Origin of the sequence: Sphingopyxis sp. (assembly GCF_965227415.1) — a bacterium.
GTDB lineage: Bacteria > Pseudomonadota > Alphaproteobacteria > Sphingomonadales > Sphingomonadaceae > Sphingopyxis.
Genome location: NZ_OZ245749.1, coordinates 1583386 through 1600224, shown reverse-complemented (window position 1 = coordinate 1600224; position 16839 = coordinate 1583386). Strand labels below are relative to the sequence as shown.

16 protein-coding genes are annotated in these 16839 nt (G+C 64.2%); 11 read left to right on the top strand and 5 right to left on the bottom strand.

What is annotated here, in order from left to right; all coding sequences use genetic code 11:
* The first annotated feature begins 81 nt into the window (after nt 1-81).
* Both ACO055_RS07755 and ACO055_RS07750 read left to right on the top strand, forming a co-directional pair.
* Complete coding sequence (locus ACO055_RS07755; protein WP_422062012.1) at nt 82-2379, top strand: TonB-dependent hemoglobin/transferrin/lactoferrin family receptor; 2298 nt, start codon at nt 82-84, stop codon at nt 2377-2379.
* Nucleotides 2380-2401: 22 nt separating this feature from the next.
* Nucleotides 2402-3382: a DUF6607 family protein gene (locus ACO055_RS07750; RefSeq protein WP_422062011.1), complete on the top strand. Its 981-nt coding sequence runs from the start codon at nt 2402-2404 to the stop codon at nt 3380-3382.
* A 58-nt stretch (nt 3383-3440) separates the two neighbouring features.
* On the opposite strand, the gene ACO055_RS07745 is transcribed toward ACO055_RS07750, so the two are convergent.
* Nucleotides 3441-3902 carry a MarR family winged helix-turn-helix transcriptional regulator gene (locus ACO055_RS07745; protein WP_422062010.1) on the bottom strand — a complete coding sequence of 154 codons (462 nt, stop codon included), beginning with the start codon at nt 3900-3902 and terminating at the stop codon, nt 3441-3443.
* 163 nt (nt 3903-4065) lie between these two features.
* Nucleotides 4066-4446, bottom strand: a complete 381-nt coding sequence (locus tag ACO055_RS07740; protein WP_422062009.1) for a DoxX family protein — start codon at nt 4444-4446, stop codon at nt 4066-4068.
* Between the two features lie 207 nt (nt 4447-4653).
* Here ACO055_RS07740 and ACO055_RS07735 point away from each other — a divergent pair, with 207 nt between their 5' ends.
* The 4 genes from ACO055_RS07735 to ACO055_RS07720 all read left to right on the top strand — a co-directional run bounded on the left by ACO055_RS07735 (nt 4654) and on the right by ACO055_RS07720 (nt 7768).
* Nucleotides 4654-5112, top strand: coding sequence for a carboxymuconolactone decarboxylase family protein (locus tag ACO055_RS07735; RefSeq protein WP_422062008.1), 459 nt, complete (start codon nt 4654-4656; stop codon nt 5110-5112).
* Nucleotides 5112-5990 carry a sigma-70 family RNA polymerase sigma factor gene (locus ACO055_RS07730; RefSeq protein ID WP_422062007.1) on the top strand — a complete coding sequence of 293 codons (879 nt, stop codon included), beginning with the start codon at nt 5112-5114 and terminating at the stop codon, nt 5988-5990. The genes ACO055_RS07735 and ACO055_RS07730 overlap by 1 nt, the downstream gene beginning before the upstream one ends.
* A 316-nt stretch (nt 5991-6306) precedes the next feature.
* A complete protein-coding gene (gene ybeY, locus ACO055_RS07725; protein ID WP_422062006.1) occupies nt 6307-6813 on the top strand; it encodes an rRNA maturation RNase YbeY in 507 nt (168 codons plus the stop codon).
* A gap of 19 nt (nt 6814-6832) precedes the next feature.
* Nucleotides 6833-7768, top strand: coding sequence for a hemolysin family protein (locus ACO055_RS07720; protein ID WP_422062005.1), 936 nt, complete (start codon nt 6833-6835; stop codon nt 7766-7768).
* Here ACO055_RS07720 and ACO055_RS07715 read toward each other — a convergent pair.
* Nucleotides 7765-8484 carry a hypothetical protein gene (locus ACO055_RS07715; protein WP_422062004.1) on the bottom strand — a complete coding sequence of 240 codons (720 nt, stop codon included), beginning with the start codon at nt 8482-8484 and terminating at the stop codon, nt 7765-7767. The genes ACO055_RS07720 and ACO055_RS07715 overlap by 4 nt on opposite strands.
* 155 nt (nt 8485-8639) lie before the next feature.
* Here ACO055_RS07715 and ACO055_RS07710 point away from each other — a divergent pair, with 155 nt between their 5' ends.
* Genes ACO055_RS07710 through ACO055_RS07690 form a run of 5 tightly spaced genes read left to right on the top strand, consistent with a single transcriptional unit; the run spans nt 8640 to nt 13997 of the window.
* Entirely contained in the window at nt 8640-9707 is a 1068-nt protein-coding gene (locus ACO055_RS07710) for a hypothetical protein (RefSeq protein ID WP_422062003.1), read from the top strand.
* A gap of 44 nt (nt 9708-9751) precedes the next feature.
* Complete coding sequence (locus ACO055_RS07705) at nt 9752-10909, top strand: glycosyltransferase family 4 protein (RefSeq protein WP_422062440.1); 1158 nt, start codon at nt 9752-9754, stop codon at nt 10907-10909.
* A gap of 4 nt (nt 10910-10913) precedes the next feature.
* Nucleotides 10914-12233 carry a replication-associated recombination protein A gene (locus tag ACO055_RS07700; RefSeq protein ID WP_422062002.1) on the top strand — a complete coding sequence of 440 codons (1320 nt, stop codon included), beginning with the start codon at nt 10914-10916 and terminating at the stop codon, nt 12231-12233.
* Between the two features lie 2 nt (nt 12234-12235).
* Nucleotides 12236-12592 (top strand): MmcQ/YjbR family DNA-binding protein, encoded by a 357-nt coding sequence (locus ACO055_RS07695; RefSeq protein ID WP_422062001.1) that lies wholly within the window; start codon nt 12236-12238, stop codon nt 12590-12592.
* Nucleotide 12593: 1 nt separating this feature from the next.
* Nucleotides 12594-13997 (top strand): serine hydrolase domain-containing protein, encoded by a 1404-nt coding sequence (locus tag ACO055_RS07690; protein ID WP_422062000.1) that lies wholly within the window; start codon nt 12594-12596, stop codon nt 13995-13997.
* A 46-nt stretch (nt 13998-14043) separates the two neighbouring features.
* Here the strand turns inward: ACO055_RS07690 and ACO055_RS07685 are convergent, their stop codons facing one another.
* Entirely contained in the window at nt 14044-14460 is a 417-nt protein-coding gene (locus ACO055_RS07685) for a GFA family protein (protein WP_422061999.1), read from the bottom strand.
* A 69-nt stretch (nt 14461-14529) separates the two neighbouring features.
* Nucleotides 14530-16833, bottom strand: a complete 2304-nt coding sequence (gene ptsP, locus ACO055_RS07680) for a phosphoenolpyruvate--protein phosphotransferase (RefSeq protein ID WP_422061998.1) — start codon at nt 16831-16833, stop codon at nt 14530-14532.
* Nucleotides 16834-16839: the final 6 nt, after the last annotated feature.

The following is a 16839-nucleotide window of genomic DNA, read 5'->3' as shown; positions in this document are numbered from 1 at the left end:
AGCAAAATACTTGACCCCTCGCTTTCACCTGCCTAAAGCGCCGCTATTGCGAGTCAGTCGCAAATCTGCAGGGGAAGATATTTGACTATCCGATATTCGCCGTCCGCCGCTCGCCTTGCCGCAGGCAGCGCGTTGGGTCTTGCGCTCGCCGCGATCTCCGCGCCGGCCTACGCACAGGACAATGACGGCGACTATTGGGTAGCGCGGAAGAATCTGATCGTGGTCACCGCAACGCGCACCGCGGCCAGGGCCGAGGATCTGCCGGTCACTGTTTCGGTGAAGACCGACGAACAGATCGCCGACGAACTGGTGACCGACATCCGCGACCTCGTTCGCTTTGAACCCGGTGTTAGCGTCCAGCGCCAGCCCGCACGCTTTGGCGCTGCGCTCGGCGCGACCGGCCGTGCAGGCAACGACAGTTTCAACATCCGCGGCATCGGCGGCAACCGCGTGCTGATCCAGGTCGACGGCGTGCGCGTCCCCGACGGCTTCAGCTTCGGCGCGCAGGCGTCGGGCCGCGGCGACTATGTCGATCTCGGCCTCATCAAGTCGGTCGAGATCCTGCGCGGCCCGTCGTCGGCGCTCTATGGCAGCGACGGCCTGGCGGGTGCGGTCAGCTTCATCACTTCGGACCCGTCGGACTTTCTCGAAAACGGCAAGAGCATCGGCGGCCTCGTTCGCGGCAGCTACAGCAGCGCCGATGACGAGTTCAGCGAGACGGCCATTCTGGCTGGCCGCAGCGGCGACTGGTCGGTGATGGCCGCCTATACGCGCCGCGACTATAAGGAACTCGACAATAAGGGAAATGTGTCGGGTGGTGCCACCGCGACCGGCACGTCGGGGCTGAACGCCGACACCGGTCCACTGCGGACGCGGCCCAATCCGCAGGATGGCCGCTCCGACGCGGCGCTCGCGCGCATCGTCTATGATCCGGCCAACGGTCACAAGGTCCGTCTGACCGGCGAGTATCTCGACACGCGCCTGTATACGAATGGCCTGACCGGCATGACCGCGACCCGCAACGCCCTGGGCGTCGTCACATCGAGCGTCGACCGCCTCGAGGCCAATGACACCGGCGAACGCAAGCGGGTGTCGCTCGACTGGAGCTGGGAAGGCGAAGGCGCGATCGATTTCGCCCGCGTTGCGCTCTACTGGCAGGACGGTGAGGATCGGCAATATACCGAAGAGGATCGCACCCCCGCCGCCGACCGCACGCGCCTCAATACGTTCGAGAACCGGGTAATCGGCGCATCGGCCGACGCGCGCGCCGACTTCACCACCGGTGCGATCGCGCATCGCCTCGTCTTCGGCGGCGATATCAGCAAGACGCGCCAGCGCGGCCTGCGCGACGGTACGGTGCCGCCCTTCGGCGAGACCTTCCCGACGCGGGCTTTCCCCAGCACCGACTTCACACGCGGCGGCCTGTTCGCGGGCGACGAAGTCTCGATCGCCGACGGCCGCCTGCTCCTCTACCCGGCGCTGCGCTTCGACTGGTACGACCTGTCGCCCGACGACGACCCGTTGCTGCCCGCCTTCGCGGGCGCGAAGCAGGACGGCTCGCGCCTGTCGCCGAAGTTCGGCGCGGTGTTCAAGATCAGTGATGAAGTGCGCCTGTTCGCCAACTATGCGACAGGATTCAAGGCGCCCGAACCGGGGCAGGTAAATCAGTTCTTCTCCAACCTGGCGTCGGGCTACACCTCGATCCCGAACCCGGATCTGGGTCCCGAACGCAGCGAAAGCTTCGAGGGCGGGCTGCGCTTCTCGAACGATGCCGTCAGCCTCGACATCACCGGTTTTTCGGCGCGCTACAAGGACTTCATCAGCCAGGAGCAGGTCGACGGCAGCTTTACACCCGCCGATCCCGCCATCTTCCAATTCGTGAATCTCGATCGCGTTCGCGTCCATGGCGCCGAGGCGCGGTTCGAGGGGCGAGCGTCGTCCGGCCTGTATACGACGCTCGCCCTATCCTATGCGAAGGGCGATATCATCGATCCCGACGACATCCGCTCGCCGCTCGAATCGATCGATCCGTTCAAGCTTGTTGCCGGGGTGGGCTATCGCCAGCCGCAGGGGCGTTTCGGCGGTCAGATCATCATGACGCACAGCGCCCGCAAGGAAGCGTCGCGGACGAACGGCGGCTATCGCCCTGATGCCTTCACCATCGTCGACGCCACGGCCTATGTGCGCCTTGCCGATGCTCTGACGCTGCGCGGAGGGATCTTCAACATCCTCGACAATAAATACAGCTGGTGGAGCGATACGCGCGGCCTCGCCAACACGACCGTTATCGGCGGTCAGACGCTGCCGATCACGACGATCGCCGACGCCTATAGCCAACCCGGCCGCAACGCGAGCGTGTCGCTCAGCTTCCGCTTCTGATCAAAAAAGAAGGACTGCACCGATGAAAAAGACGTATCGTTCGTTCGCCGCCGGCCTGTTGCTGCTCTCCGCGGCGCTGCCTGTCGCCGCGCTCGCGCATCCGCCGATTGCGGCGACCGAAGCCGCCGCCAATTTCGAGGCCGACCGCGCCGACATCCTGGCGATGGCGGGCAATTATCGCGTCAGTTTCAACATGCAGGAATCGACGCGCTGGGACCCCAATTACGAAGTGCTCGAACCCAAGCGGTCCGGCGGCAACGAAGTCGTGCGCGTGATCGAGGATACCGGCCGCAAGATCGTCCTCCAGCATATGCTCGTCATCACCGGCGACGACGACAAGAGCATGATCATCAAGCATTGGCGGCAGGACTGGGAATATGAACCAGCGAAGGTGCTGGTCTATTCGGACCGCAACAGCTGGACCTGGGAAGACGTCCCCGAAAAAATGCGCACCGGCCGCTGGTCGCAGACGGTCTATCAGGTCGACGACAGCCCGCGTTACGGCGGCTGGGGCCAGTTCGAAACGCAGGCCGGCGTCCGCCGCTGGCGCTCGAACTGGACGTGGCGTCCGCTCGCGCGCCGCGATGCGGTACGGAAACCCGTCTATGACCGCTATTATTCGATCAATCGCCACCAGCCCTCGCCCGACGGCTGGGTCCATTGGCAGGACAATACGAAGATGGGGATCAAAGACGGCAAGCTGGTGCCCATCGTCCAGGAATATGTCCTCAACACCTATATCAAATACGACCAATACGACGTGAAAGCCGCCGACGACTATTGGGCGGCGACCAAGGATTATTGGACAGCCGTCCGCGCCGAGTGGGACCGCGTGGCGGCCACCAAGGGCGGCATCGCGATCCAGGAAGAGGCCGAGACCGGCACGGTGATCAGCGGCCGCCTGCTCGACATGGCAAACGAAATTCAGGAGAAGAAACTGACCACCGAAAAGGCGATCGCCGAAGCCAGGACGTTGATCGAGGCCAACACCAAGGCGCTTTGAAGACCGTCATCATGTGAAGCCCGCAACTGGGGGCGGCTTGCAAGGGCCGCCCCTTGGTTTACGCGCCGGCACGCCTGTTGTGCCGGACCAGATTGTCGCGCAGTTCGGCGATCTCGCCTTGCACCCTGAAGAAGTCGGCGCCGAGCCCGGTCGCATCGAGCAGCGCCGAGCCGGGGTCCTGATCGACCAGCGCGCGGCCCGGCGGGAGCAGGGCGATGCGCACCTGCCGCTCGTCAGCGGGATCGCGCTGGCGCCGGAGATAGCCCAGCGATTCCAGCTTCTTCAGGATGGGCGTCAGCGTATTCGATTCGAGGTACAGCTTCTCGCCGAGCGCACTCACCGTCACATCGTCTTCGTCGGCGAGCGCGACCAGCGTGATATATTGGGTATAGGTCAGCCCCAGCTTGTCGAGCAGCGGCTTGTAAGCGCGCCCGAACGCGAGGTTCGCCGAATAGACGGCGAAACAGATGAACTGCGAAAGATTGCGGTCGCTCGGCGCGGCCTTGGGGGAGGGGGGCATGGGCATCTCCACTTGGGTTCAGCCCTATATAGATCGCATACGATTAAATCGCAAGTGCAACGCCTTTCCTTTCGTCACCCCGGACTTGATCCGGGGTCCATTGCGGCGATGCCGTTATGGATGCCCGATCAAGTCCGGGGTAACGAAAAGGTGGATTGCGCCGCTATTTCGCGCGCGCCCCGTCGACGCTCCAGATCCCCGCGCCGCGCGTCGCGACGAACAGGAACAGGAAGCAGTAGAGCACGATCGTCTCGCCGCCGTTGGCAATCGGGAAGGGGCCGTTGCCGCCGTGCGCGATCCAATAGCCGACGGCCGCCATACCGCTTGCCACAAAGGCTGCGGGACGCGTGAACAGGCCGATGACGATCAGGCCGCCTGCGACCAGCTCGATCGCGCCTGCGGCTTGCAGCATCGGGTTGAGCGGCATCGGGAAAGCGACCGGGAAGTTGAAGAATTTCTGCACGCCATGCGCGAGAAACAGCAGGCCGGCGACGATGCGGAGCAGCGCATAGGCCTGTTCGGTGAAACCATCTAGAAACTTCATGATCGGACCCCTCTTATCAGTGATGGCGCGATGCTAGAACAGCTTCGCCGTGCCGGAAAGCGCATTATCCGAAACGCAATGTTTCCTGTCGCTTGGCTTTGCTGCGCAGGAAAAAATGCGGCCGGAGCGAAATTTATTCGCGCGCTATGTCACGCGCGCCGACCCTGCCTCGTCATGTCGGTACAACCCCCAAGAAGGAGCCATGACATGACCAAGGTAACCGACCCCTATGCCGCCGCCCCGACGCTGATAAAGCAGTGGACGGCGACCGGCTTTGCCGTCGAAAAGAGCCTCGACAAGACGCTCGTCGAACTGGTGAAGATCCGCTCGTCGATCCTCAACGGCTGCGCCAACTGCATCAACATGCACACCACCGATGCGCGCGCGCATGGCGAGACCGAACAGCGCATCTATCTGCTGTCGGCGTGGCACGAGGCTCCGGTCTATACCGACCGCGAACGCGCTGCGCTCGCCTGGACCGACGCCTTGACCCGCATCTCCGAAGGGCACACACAGAAGGCCGCGAAAGAAGCGCTCGAGGCGCATTTCACGCCGGAGGAACAAGTGAACCTCACGCTGCTGGTCAACATCATCAACGGCTGGAACCGCATCGCGGTCGGCTTCGACCTCTGGTACGAAAATGGCGTGCTGGTAAAGGCGGCCTGATGACGCCCGAGGGCATCCGCGGCGAAAGCGATAAGGCGGCGGACGCGGCGGCAAGTTTCGACCCGCTGCGTCCGCTCCTCATCCGCGTCGCTTACCGGATGCTCGGTTCGGTCGCCGATGCCGAGGATGTGGTGCAGGATGCCTTCATTCGCTGGCTTGGCACCGACCGCAGCGCGGTCCGCGAGCCTGCGGCCTTCCTCCGCCGCACCGTCACGCGGCTCTGCCTCGATCAGATCAAGTCCGCGCGCCACAGCCGTGAGACCTATGTCGGTCCCTGGCTCCCCGATCCGCTCGTCGAGGAGGAAGAAGAGGATGATGTGACGCTGCCGTTGATGCTTGCGGTCGAACGACTCTCCCCGCTCGAACGCGCGGCTTTCCTGCTCCACGATGTCTTCGGCGTCGAGTTCGACGAGGTTGCCAAGACGATCGACCGCGACGCGGCGGCGACGCGCCAGCTGGCTGCGCGCGCACGCAGCCACGTCCGCGATGCGCGTCCGCGCTACAAGCTGGAAAAGGAACGCGGCCTGGAAATCGCCAACGCCTTCTTCGCTGCATCGCGCAGCGGCGACATGGGCGCGCTCGGCGCCATGCTCGCGGCGGATGTCGGCATGTGGTCCGACGGCGGCGGCAAGCGCCCCGCGGCGATGGTGCCGGTACTCGGCTATCAGACGGTGATGACGTTGCACCGCAGCCTTGCCGTCCTGTTCGGCAAACATGGCTCGACCCTCGTCCACACGGGCTCGATCAACGGCCTGCCGGGCTTCGTCACGCGCGAAGCCGACGGCGAATTCCAGACCACGGCGCTCGAGATCGAGGATGGCAAGGTCACCGGCATCTACATCATGCGGAATCCGGACAAGCTGAAGCACATGCATTGATGCGTCGATGGCGGCGGTCGGCCAATTCTCCATCAGCGTCATCGCGGACTTGATCCGGGATCCATCAGTGCCACCGCCTGTGGAACCCGGATCAAGTCCGGGATGACGGAGGAAGAAGAGGTTGGCGGCTCCTCACCCCGAACCCGTGGCAGCGGAGCTGGGCAGCAGATTTTTCGCTGTCCTACATTGCGGCGCCGCTATAGCGTCGAAGCATGATCCATTCCGCCCGACACCCACGTTTCCCTGCCCGCCCCAAAACGCGATTTGCGCGTGAAGTTACGCAGCTTTCCGCCATTCCAGGTTCGGCGGATTTTCGTTGCTGAGCGTCGAAACCCACGAAGCCACACCGTGGCCCGATGCGCTCGACTGGGAAGCGCGCGCTGCGGAGGCCGCCGCAGCAGCGCTTGCGCTCACGCCCTTTGCCGGACTGGCCGACGCCGCGCCGCTTGTCGAGATTGCGGTGCGTCTGACCGACGACGAGGACGTCCACACGCTCAACCGTGATTTCCGCGACAAGGACAAGCCGACCAACGTCCTGTCTTTCCCTCAGGTTCAGGCCGATCTGCTCATCACCCTTGCGAACAGCGACGATGGCGAAATCCTGCTCGGCGACATCGTCCTTGCGCGAGAAACCTGCGCGCGCGAAGCCGACGAGAAGGGTATTTCGCTCGTGGACCATGCGACGCACCTGATCGTGCACGGCACGCTCCACCTTGTCGGCTATGATCATATGGACGATGCGAGCGCGGCCGCTATGGAAGCGCTCGAAGTGAAAGCGCTTGCATCGCTGGGCATCGCCAATCCATATGACCATCAGGACTAACAGGGAAATATTCAGCATCATGCCCGACGACCAGGGGTCTTCGAACCGATCGGAAGACGACAGTAGATCCGGTCTTTGGACCGGCCTCAAACATATGTTGTTCGGCGGCGAGAAGGAGCCGTCGCTTCGCGAGCAGATCGAAGAGGTCATCGACGAAGCCGAAGAGGAAAACGAAGAGCGGCGCGGTAGCAGCGTCGTGGGCGACCTCTCGCAGATCGAGCGCAAGATGCTGCGCAACCTCCTCCACTTCGGCGAGCAGACGGTCGACGATGTCGCGGTGCCGCGCGGCGAGATCATTGCCATTGCCGAAAGCGCGAGCTTCGACGACGTCGTCGCCCTGTTCGCCGACGCGGGGCACAGCCGCCTGCCGGTGTATCGCGAGACGTTGGACGAGGTCGTGGGGATGATCCACATCAAGGATGTCTTCGCGGTGCTGGCCACGAAAAAGCCGCCGCCGCCGCTGATCGACCTGATCCGCCAGCCGCTCTATGTCCCACAATCGATGGACGTGCTCGACCTGCTCGCCGACATGCGCGCGCAGCGCACGCACCTCGCCATCGTGATCGACGAATATTCGGGGACCGAAGGCCTCGTCACGATCGAGGACCTGGTCGAGGAGATCGTCGGCGAGATCGAGGACGAGCATGACGACGAGCCGACCGCACTCTTTACCCCGTCGGAAGACGGTTGCTGGGAAGCCGACGCACGCGCCGAACTCGACGATATCGGCGAAGCGATCGACCCGCGGCTTGGCGAGGTCGAGGAGGATGTCGATACATTGGGGGGACTGGCCGCTGTGCTCGCGGGTCACGTGCCGCAGGTCGGCGAAATCCTTCTTCATCCGAGCGGCTGGCGCATCGAAGTGACCGAAGCCGACGAACGCCGCGTCCACCGCCTCCGCCTTCATCCGCCGGTCGAGGTCGAGCTTGAGGCGCCGCCCGGTACCGGCGACTAGTCGCCGCCGATATTGATCACATTGTACCGCAGCGCCTCTTTTCGGGTCAGGCAGCGGCGCGTCGAACGGTCGCTGCCCGTGGCAACGGCCTTTTGCCGATACATGATGTCGGACAACAGATCGCGGGAGACATCGAGGCGGATCAACAGGTCATTGTCCTCGGTCGCCATCAGCGCGGCTTCCCGCTCGACGTCGCTGATCAGTTCCGTAGTGGATTCGGTGCCCTGCGCGACGCTCGATTGAATGGCATCCTTGTCGCCGGTCATCGTGAACATATGGACCATGAAATGGCCGCCGGGGTCGATGGTGCGGGCCCGGCCGCCCATGAAGACGAAATTGCACGCGCTGAAACAGGTCCATCCGGAAGGAATGCGCGTAATCATCTGGCGGCTTTTGCTGAATTTGCGGATCAGCAAGCCTGCGGCATTGCCGGCGCGGGCGTCGCCTCCGGGCGAGCGGATCCAGATTTCGCTGATCGACGGATTGTCGCTCAGGACTTTTTCCAGCCGCGCGGGAAGCGCGCTGTCGACGCGGCCTTCGGCCAGCAGCACCAGTTCGCCGCTGCGCTTGAACGGCGTCAGCACCATGGTCTTATAGTCGGACCAGTTCGGCTTGGCCGGGCAGGTCGGGTTGTCGGGATCGATGCCCGGTGGCGTCGCCGCGGTGCACGCCAGCATCGCGGCAAATGCAGCGACCGATTTGATCCAGCTGCGCATGCGACAACTCCCCCTTTGACGCCGACCCTAATCCACCGATCGAACCAAGACAATATCGTGGCATCCTCCCCGTCCATATGACCGGCATCACTGACCAAGCTTGTGGGGACGATTATTCCCGCCTAACCTTTGAAATCAGGGGCGGAGAACGGAACATGCGGACAAACTCGCGACACAAAGCGGCGCTCGTCGTCATCGGTATGGCGCTGCTTTCCAGCAGCGCTGTTGCCACCGCGTGGCAGGACGCGCCGCGGCCGGGCGAAGGCGACAAGGCTTATGCCCCGCCTGCTGTCGCCGAACCGGCACTGCCCGCATTGCCGGCAAGGCCCGCGCTCGACACCGATAGCTATCCCAATTGCCGCGAGGATTACCGAAAGAAGACGGCTCCGTTCGAACAGGCGGCCGCAATCAACCGCTGTACGGTAGCGATCGACACCTATTATCGCCAAAAGATGCTGCCGTATCGGGACGCGATGATCGCCTATCAGAACGCCCTTTCGGCGCTCTACAAGACCCAGGTCGGCGCCAACAAGCGCTATTCCGCGGCCACGCAGGATCGGTTCTATCAGTCCGTGATGGCCGAACATGCCGCCTCCAATCCCGACGGGGCGAACCTGGCCGCCTATCGAGGGGTCGAGGCGCAATATCAGACCGATCGCGCTTATCTCGCAGACCGGTTCTGCTTCAACACCGGCTGCAATGGCTATCCCGTGCCCGCTTCGGTGGCCGGTGTCGCCGCATCTGGAAACGCCGACAAGCCCGGAAAAAAGAAAGCGGACGAGACGAAGCGTGCCGCCGGCGTCAATCCCGATGCCAAATGCAAGCGCGCCCGCAAGCGTGGCGGTGCGCTCGGTGGGCTGATCGGCGGCGTTGCCGGCAGCGCGGTGGGGCTAAAGGGCGTTGGCACTGCGGTATCGGGGTTGTTCGGCGCCGTTCTCGTCGCCGAGATTGCCTGTCAGCTTGACGAGAAGGAACAGAAAGTCGCCGCCGAAGCGACCGTTGCCGTGACGAAAAAGGAAGAGGTCGGCGCGACGGCGAACTGGACGAGCCCGACGCGCGAAGGCGTGGCAGGGTCATCGACGATCACCGCGCTCAATACCGAACCGAACGGCAGCAAGTGCCTGTCGATCACCGACATCGCGATTGTGGAAGGCGAGGAAACGCGGGTGTCGAAGCGCATGTGCCGCACGAAACCGGGCGAACCGTACAGCATCATGGCCTGACGGCGGCGTTGCCTTTCGGTGACGACGCGATTAGCGCAGGCGCGATGGACCTGTCCGATCTGCGCATTGCCCTGTTCAGCGGCAACTACAACATGACAGTCGATGGCGCGAACAAGGCGCTCAACCGGCTTGTCGGTTATCTCCTCGCCCATGGCGCTGCGGTGCGCGTTTATTCGCCGACCGTGGCCAACCCCGATTTCGAGCCGACCGGCGACCTGGTCAGCGTGCCCTCGATGGCGATCCCCAATCGCCCCGAATACCGTATCCCACTGCATTTTTCGTCGCGGGTGCGCGAGGATATCACCAATTTCGCGCCGAACATCCTCCACATATCCAGCCCCGACCGCGTGTCCCGGCAGGCAGCGGCCTGGGCGCGCCGGCGCAAATTACCCGTCGCCTGTTCCGTGCACACCCGCTTCGAGACCTATTTCCGCTATTACAACCTGTCTTTCCTGGAACCGATCGTCGTCGCCTGGCTGCGCAAACTGTACCGAAAGTGCGACGCGCTGATCGCCCCGTCCGAAAGTTTCGCACAGGTCCTTCGCCAGCAACGTATGAACTACGACATCGGCATCTGGACGCGCGGAGTCGAGCGGGACGTCTTCAACCCGCGACGCCGTGATATGAACTGGCGCCAGTCATGGGGCCTCGTCGATGACAAGCCCGTCATTGCGTTTCTGGGACGGCTGGTGATGGAAAAGGGGCTCGATGTCTTCGCCGACGCGATCGACCAGCTCCAGCGGCGCAAGGTGCTGCATCAGGTTGTGGTGATCGGCGAAGGGCCCGCAGGTGAATGGTTCGAGTCACGCTTGCCGGATGCCAAGTTCGTCGGCTTCCAGGGCGGCGAAGATCTGGCGCGGGCGCTCGCGTCGTGCGACGTCTTCTTCAACCCGTCGGTGACCGAAACGTTCGGAAATGTGACGCTGGAGGCAATGGCATGCGGGCTTCCCGTCGTCGCGGCGCGTGCAACGGGCAGCGCGAGCATCGTCAAGCATGGCCATACCGGCTATCTCGTTGCGCCGGGGGCGATCAGCTTGTTCGCCGATGATCTCTCGCTTTATTGCCGCGATCCGGAGCTGCGGGCGAAGCATGGTGGGGCGGCGCTTGCCGAGAGCGGGGCGTATCAGTGGGACACGATCAACCAGTCGGTCGCCGAAACCTATTTGCGCCTGATCCGCCAGAAGAAACGGCGCGGGGTCTGAAACGGTGGCCGGGGATCTGTTCGGCGACGAAGCTCCCGCGCAGCCCGATCATGCCGCGGGTCCGGTTCCACTGGCGGAAAAACTGCGCCCGAGGGTCCTGGCGGAGGTGGTCGGACAGGAGCATCTGACCGGGCTAGAAGGCGCGATCGGCCGCATGGTCGCGGCCGGGCAATTGTCCTCGATCATCCTGTGGGGGCCGCCCGGCACGGGCAAGACGACGATCGCGCGGTTGCTCGCCGAGGCGGTCGGTATGCGCTTTGCGCCGCTGTCGGCCGTTTTCTCGGGCGTCGCCGACCTGAAGAAGGCCTTCGCCGATGCCGAAAAAATGGCGGGCGCGGGCAAGCGCACCTTGCTCTTCGTCGACGAGATTCACCGCTTCAATCGCGCGCAGCAGGATGGGTTCCTGCCTTTTGTCGAGCGCGGCACGGTCGTCCTGGTCGGCGCGACCACCGAGAACCCCAGCTTCGCGCTCAACGCGGCGCTGCTCAGCCGCGCGCAGGTGCTGGTGCTGCACCGGCTCGACGAAGCGGCGCTCGGAACATTGGTCGAGCGCGCCGAGGCCGAGGTCGGGCATCGCCTGCCCGTCACCGACGACGCGCGCGGGGCGCTGATCGCGAGCGCCGACGGCGACGGACGTTTCCTGCTCAATCAGGTCGAGACCCTATTCTCGGTGACGATAGCCGAACCGCTCGATCCTGCGGAACTCGCGCAGTTCCTGCACCGGCGGATGCCGGTTTACGACAAGGATCGCGACGGGCATTACAATCTGATCTCGGCGCTGCACAAGGCGATGCGCGGGTCCGATCCGCAGGCCTCGCTCTATTGGCTCGCGCGGATGCTGGTTGCGGGCGAGGAGCCGCTTTACGTGCTGCGCCGCATCACGCGTTTCGCCAGCGAGGATATCGGCCTGGCCGATCCGCAAGCGCTGGTGCAATGCCTCGCCGCGAAAGATGCCTATCAGTTCCTTGGCTCGCCCGAAGGCGAACTCGCGATCGTGCAGGCCTGCCTCTATTGCGCGACCGCGCCCAAATCGAACGCCACGTACATGGCGCAAAAAGCGGCGTGGGCGGCCGCGCGCGAAACCGGCAGCCTCGCGCCGCCGGCGAACATCCTCAACGCCCCGACCAAGCTGATGAAGGATTTGGGCTATGGCGAGGGCTATAGCTATGACCATGATGCACCCGAGGGATTTTCGGGCGACAATTACTGGCCCGACGAGATGGCGCCGGCCGAATTCTATCGCCCCGTCGACCGCGGTTTCGAAAAGCGCATCGCCGAACGGCTGGCGTGGTGGGATGCGCGGCGCGGGCAGGGAAGCGAATAGGCATGGCGGCACGCCGCTTCGATCGCTGGGACGATGTCGTGGCTTTCGCGTGCGCGCTTCCCGATGTCGAGATGCTCTCCTTCTATGGTACTCCCTGTCCCAAGCTCAACGGAAAGGCGCTGGCGTCGCCGGGCCGCGAGGCGGGGAGCTTCGCGGTAATGTGCAAGCCCGACGAGAAGGAAATCCTCCTTGAAACCGATCCCGACACCTTCTGGCAAACCCCGCATTATGAAGGCTGGCACGCTCTTCTCGTCCGCTTTGGATCGGATGATCCCGAACGCGTCGCCGATGTCATCCGCCGCGCGTGGTGGGATCGTGCCAAGAAGGCGCAGCGCGCGAGCTTTGGCGAGCGGCCCTGAGATGCTGCGGCACCTGATCCTCGGCGTCGTGTTCGCCGCCGTCGCATTCCCCGCGCACGCGGCCGACCCCAATGCCGAGATCAACCGCGCATGGGCCGCCGGCTATCGCGCCGCCGCCACCTGCTCGGCGCTGTGGAACGGCGCTGGCAAGCCGCTCGACGCGATCGAGCGCGACGAACTCACCGGCATATATCCCGAGATCGAGGCGGATGTCCGCGCGCTCAAGGCCGATATCGACGACAAGGCGAAGAGTGTCAGCGTCACATACCGCGACGACATGCCTCCACGCGTCGCGGTGTGGGATCGCGGCGAAGGCTGCGTCACGCTGCCGATCGGTGCGAAGCCCGGCCGTGTCGCCGGCTTCCTCCATCACGGCCGCGCGATGCTCGACGATCAGCCGTGGCCGATCGGCGACAAGGATGCGATCCCGCCGCGGCCGCGCGGGCTGACACCGTTCGAGCAGGCGACGATGAACCTGGGCGGCTTCGGCGGCCGAACCAGCTCGCTGCTGATCGTCAAGAACGGCAAGATCGTCGTCGAGCGCTATCGGGGCGGACACGATATCCATACCGCGCAGCGTACATTCTCGGTCGCCAAGTCGATGGCCGCCACGCTGATCGGCAATGCCGCCTATAACGGCTGGATCGACATCAAAGCGCCGGCGGCAATCGCCGAATGGCAGTCGCCGGGCGATCCGCGCGCGGCGATCACCACCGAGCAGATGATGCGCATGGCGAGCGGGTTGACGAGCGACACCGCGGGGAACCGCAGCGATGCCATCTATATGGGCGGCGCCTCGGTACGCCAGTGGACGACGCAATGGCCTTTGCTCAACCCGCCGGGCACGCGCTATCGCTATGCGAACAATGACACGATGCTCGCGGTCCTGTCGCTGAAGGCCGCGTTGCAAAAGGCGCAGGACAAGAAGAACGAGCGCTCCGCGTCGATCCGCCGCGACACGGAACTCGATCCGGGCAAATTCTTCGATCGTCTGGGTATGACGCGCACCTTCGCCGAGCATGACAAGGATGGCGACTATATCCTCTCAAGCCAGGTTTCGACCACCGCGCGCGATCTCGCTCGGCTTGGGCTGCTCTACCAGAATGACGGAATGTGGCAGGGCAAACGCCTGCTGCCCGAAGATTGGCGCCGCTTCGTCACGACGCCGAGCGGGCCGCAGCCCGAGGGAGCGTTCGGCTATGGCGCCGGCTTCTGGCTGTTCAACAAGTCGGCAGGCATTCCCGCCGACGCCTTCGGCGCCTTTGGCAATCGCGGCCAATATCTGGTCGTCATTCCCTCGCGTCAGATCATCGTCGTGCGGCAGGGGTATGACGACGACAAGCAAAGGCTGGATATCGCCAAGCTTGTCGCCGCCATCGTCGCGGCGGACGGGACGGCGCCTTAGTATGTTCCCCGGCGAAAGCCGGGTTCCAGACAGATAGCGCGGAAGCTCAATCCATCCCGGGATAGCGGTTGAACGTCGGCATCTCGTCGAGCTTTTCCATCCAGCCGATGCGCTCGGCAACCTGGATTTGCGCGCCGGCCGGGATCAGGTCGGGATCGTCGAGCGTCCCCGACTGGATATCGATCTTGCCGGGGAAAACGGCGTCGTTGGTATAGAAAAGTCCGGTGCCGCAATCGCCGCAGAAATGGCGTCGGCCATGTTCGGACGAGGCATAGATTTTGGGCGATCCGGTCATTTCGAAATCAGCGTGGTTCACCATCGCCCAGCCGACCATCGGAGCGCCGGCGTGGCGGCGGCAATCCTGACAGTGGCAAAGCGCGTGATGATCGACCGCCGTCGGCATCGAATAGCGGATTGCGCCGCAATGGCATTGGCCGCTGGCGCGGTCGGGGGAATCACTCATCGCTCTCTCCTCATCTTGTGCGACGAGAACATATCATAAACATTTATGACAGCGCAATTACCCCGAAGGTTATTCGCCCGTATCGCTGAGATCGACCTGATGCGCATTTGCCCAGTCGAGATACTGGCCGCGCGGGTTGGCCGCGGGCTGGGCGAGGATTTGTCCGATATCGGCGCGCAGCTTGCCAAGGTCGAGCGAGCGGATCATCGCCTTCACCGGGCCGACGCCCGCGGGTGTGATCGACAGCCGTTCGATGCCGATGCCGAGCAGCGCCATGGCTTCCAGAGGCCGCCCGCCCATCTCGCCGCATACGCCCAGCGCCACCTTCGATCCCGTGACCGTCCGCACGACGCGCGCGAGATAGCGCATCACCGTCGGCGACAACCAGTCGTAGCGCTCGGCGAGCCGCGGATGCGCACGGTCGGCAGCGAAGAGGAACTGGGTCAGATCGTTGGTCCCGATCGAAAGGAAATCGAGGTGCGGCAGCATCAGGTCGAGCGTTTCGAGGAGGCCCGGAACCTCCAGCATCGCGCCATAGCGGATCGCGACGGGCAGCTTCTTGTTATGGCTGGCAAGCCATGCGCGCTGGCCGACGAACAGGTCGCGCGCCGCCTCATATTCCCAGGGCTCCGACACCATCGGGAACATCACGTTGAGCGTGCGGCCGGCGGCCGCCTCCATCAGCGCGCGCGCCTGTACCTTCAGCAGGCCTTCGCGTTCGAGCGCGAGGCGCAGCGCGCGCCAGCCCATCGCCGGATTTTCCTCCAGCGCCGTGTCGGTGTTCATGTAGGGCAGCGCCTTGTCGCCGCCGATGTCCACGGTGCGGAAGATCACCGGCCGGTCACCCGCGGCGTCGAGGACATCGCGATACAGTCGCTGCTGACGGTCGCGCGACGGAAGCGTTGCCGAGACGAGAAACTGGAATTCGGTGCGGAACAACCCGATCCCGCGCGCGCCAGTCAGGTCGAGCGCGGCGATATCTTCGCGGAGGCCCGCGTTGATCATCAGCTCGATCGGCACACCGTCCTTGGTAACCGCGGGAAGGTCGCGGAGCGCCGCAAGGTTGGCGCGGCGCTTCTGGGAAATTTCAAGTTTGCCGTCGAACGCTTCCTGCACCGCCTGGGTCGGGCGGACCTGTACGGTGCCTGCACCCGCGTCGAGCAGCAGCAGGTCGCCTTCGCGGATCGACGTGCGGACGTCGCTGACGCGGCCGATCACGGGGACGCCCATCGCGCGCGCGACGATAATGACGTGCGCGGTCAGCGAGCCTTCCTCCAGCACCACGCCTTTCAGGCGGCGGCGATCATATTCAAGCAGTTCGGCGGGGCCGAGATTGCGCGCGATGAGGATCGAATCGTGGCGCAAACCCACTTGCGCAGCGGTACCCATCTGCCCCGACACGATCCGGATCAGCCGGTTCGACAAATCTTCGAGGTCGTGCATGCGATCGCGCAGCAGCGGGTCGTCGATCTGGCGCATCCGCATGCGGGTGCGTTGCTGGACGCGCTCGATCGCCGCCTCGGCGGTCAGCCCGCTGTCGATCGCTTCGTTGATCCGGCGTGACCAACCCTCGTCATAGGCGAACATCTTGTAGGTCTGGATGACCTCTTCATGCTCGCCGCCGACGCCGAATTCGGCCGAGCTCGCCATGCGGTCGATCTGTTCGCGCATCTTGTCGAACGCGGCATAGACGCGGTGGCGTTCAGCCTCGGTATCGTCGGCAACGGTATGCTCGATCGTGATGCGCGGCTGGTGGAACACCGCGACGCCGGCGCCCATGCCGTCGACGAGCTTTTGCCCGGACAGGCGCTGCGCCGACTGGTCGGCATTGGCTGCGTCGGTGCGCGCGGCAGTATCGACCAGGTCGGCATTGGCGATCAGCTCGGACAGGACCATCGCGACGGTCTGTAACGTCTCGATCTCGATCTCTTCATAGCGGCGCGGATCGGCGTGCTGGACGCAGAGGACACCCACGGCGCGTTCGCGGCGGATGATCGGGACGCCGGCGAAACTGTGGAACAGTTCCTCGCCCGTTTCGGGGCGATAGGAAAAGTCGGGGTGCGCGGCGGCTTCGTCGAGATTCAACGTCTCGATCTGGTCGGCGATCATGCCGACAAGGCCTTCGCCAAGGCCGAGGCGCGTGACGTGGACGGCCTCCTGCTTCAGCCCGCGGGTCGCATAGAGTTCGAGCGCGCCTTCGCGCAGCAGGTAGATCGAGCAGACTTCGCTGTCGAGGCATTCGCCGATAATGCCGACGACCTGGTTAAGCTTGCTCTGCGCATTGGTGCGAGCAGCCATCACCTCGTGAAGGCGGGTCAGGATGGACCGTGCCGACTGGGCGGCGGTCGAAGGAGGAAGTGGAGCGTTTGTCATCGCTCC

Excerpts from the sequence above, each read along its gene's own strand:
- ACO055_RS07710 (WP_422062003.1), top strand. The coding sequence starts at position 8,640 with ATGCGGACAAACTCGCGACACAAAGCGGCGCTCGTCGTCATCGGTATG.
- ACO055_RS07750 (WP_422062011.1), top strand. The coding sequence starts at position 2,402 with ATGAAAAAGACGTATCGTTCGTTCGCCGCCGGCCTGTTGCTGCTCTCC.
- ACO055_RS07720 (WP_422062005.1), top strand. The coding sequence starts at position 6,833 with ATGCCCGACGACCAGGGGTCTTCGAACCGATCGGAAGACGACAGTAGA.
- ACO055_RS07740 (WP_422062009.1), bottom strand. The coding sequence starts at position 4,446 with ATGAAGTTTCTAGATGGTTTCACCGAACAGGCCTATGCGCTGCTCCGC.
- ptsP (WP_422061998.1), bottom strand. The coding sequence starts at position 16,833 with ATGACAAACGCTCCACTTCCTCCTTCGACCGCCGCCCAGTCGGCACGG.
- ACO055_RS07730 (WP_422062007.1), top strand. The coding sequence starts at position 5,112 with ATGACGCCCGAGGGCATCCGCGGCGAAAGCGATAAGGCGGCGGACGCG.
- ACO055_RS07685 (WP_422061999.1), bottom strand. The coding sequence starts at position 14,460 with ATGAGTGATTCCCCCGACCGCGCCAGCGGCCAATGCCATTGCGGCGCA.
- ACO055_RS07690 (WP_422062000.1), top strand. The coding sequence starts at position 12,594 with ATGCTGCGGCACCTGATCCTCGGCGTCGTGTTCGCCGCCGTCGCATTC.
- ACO055_RS07735 (WP_422062008.1), top strand. The coding sequence starts at position 4,654 with ATGACCAAGGTAACCGACCCCTATGCCGCCGCCCCGACGCTGATAAAG.
- ACO055_RS07695 (WP_422062001.1), top strand. The coding sequence starts at position 12,236 with ATGGCGGCACGCCGCTTCGATCGCTGGGACGATGTCGTGGCTTTCGCG.
- ACO055_RS07715 (WP_422062004.1), bottom strand. The coding sequence starts at position 8,484 with ATGCGCAGCTGGATCAAATCGGTCGCTGCATTTGCCGCGATGCTGGCG.
- ACO055_RS07745 (WP_422062010.1), bottom strand. The coding sequence starts at position 3,902 with ATGCCCCCCTCCCCCAAGGCCGCGCCGAGCGACCGCAATCTTTCGCAG.
- ACO055_RS07705 (WP_422062440.1), top strand. The coding sequence starts at position 9,752 with ATGGACCTGTCCGATCTGCGCATTGCCCTGTTCAGCGGCAACTACAAC.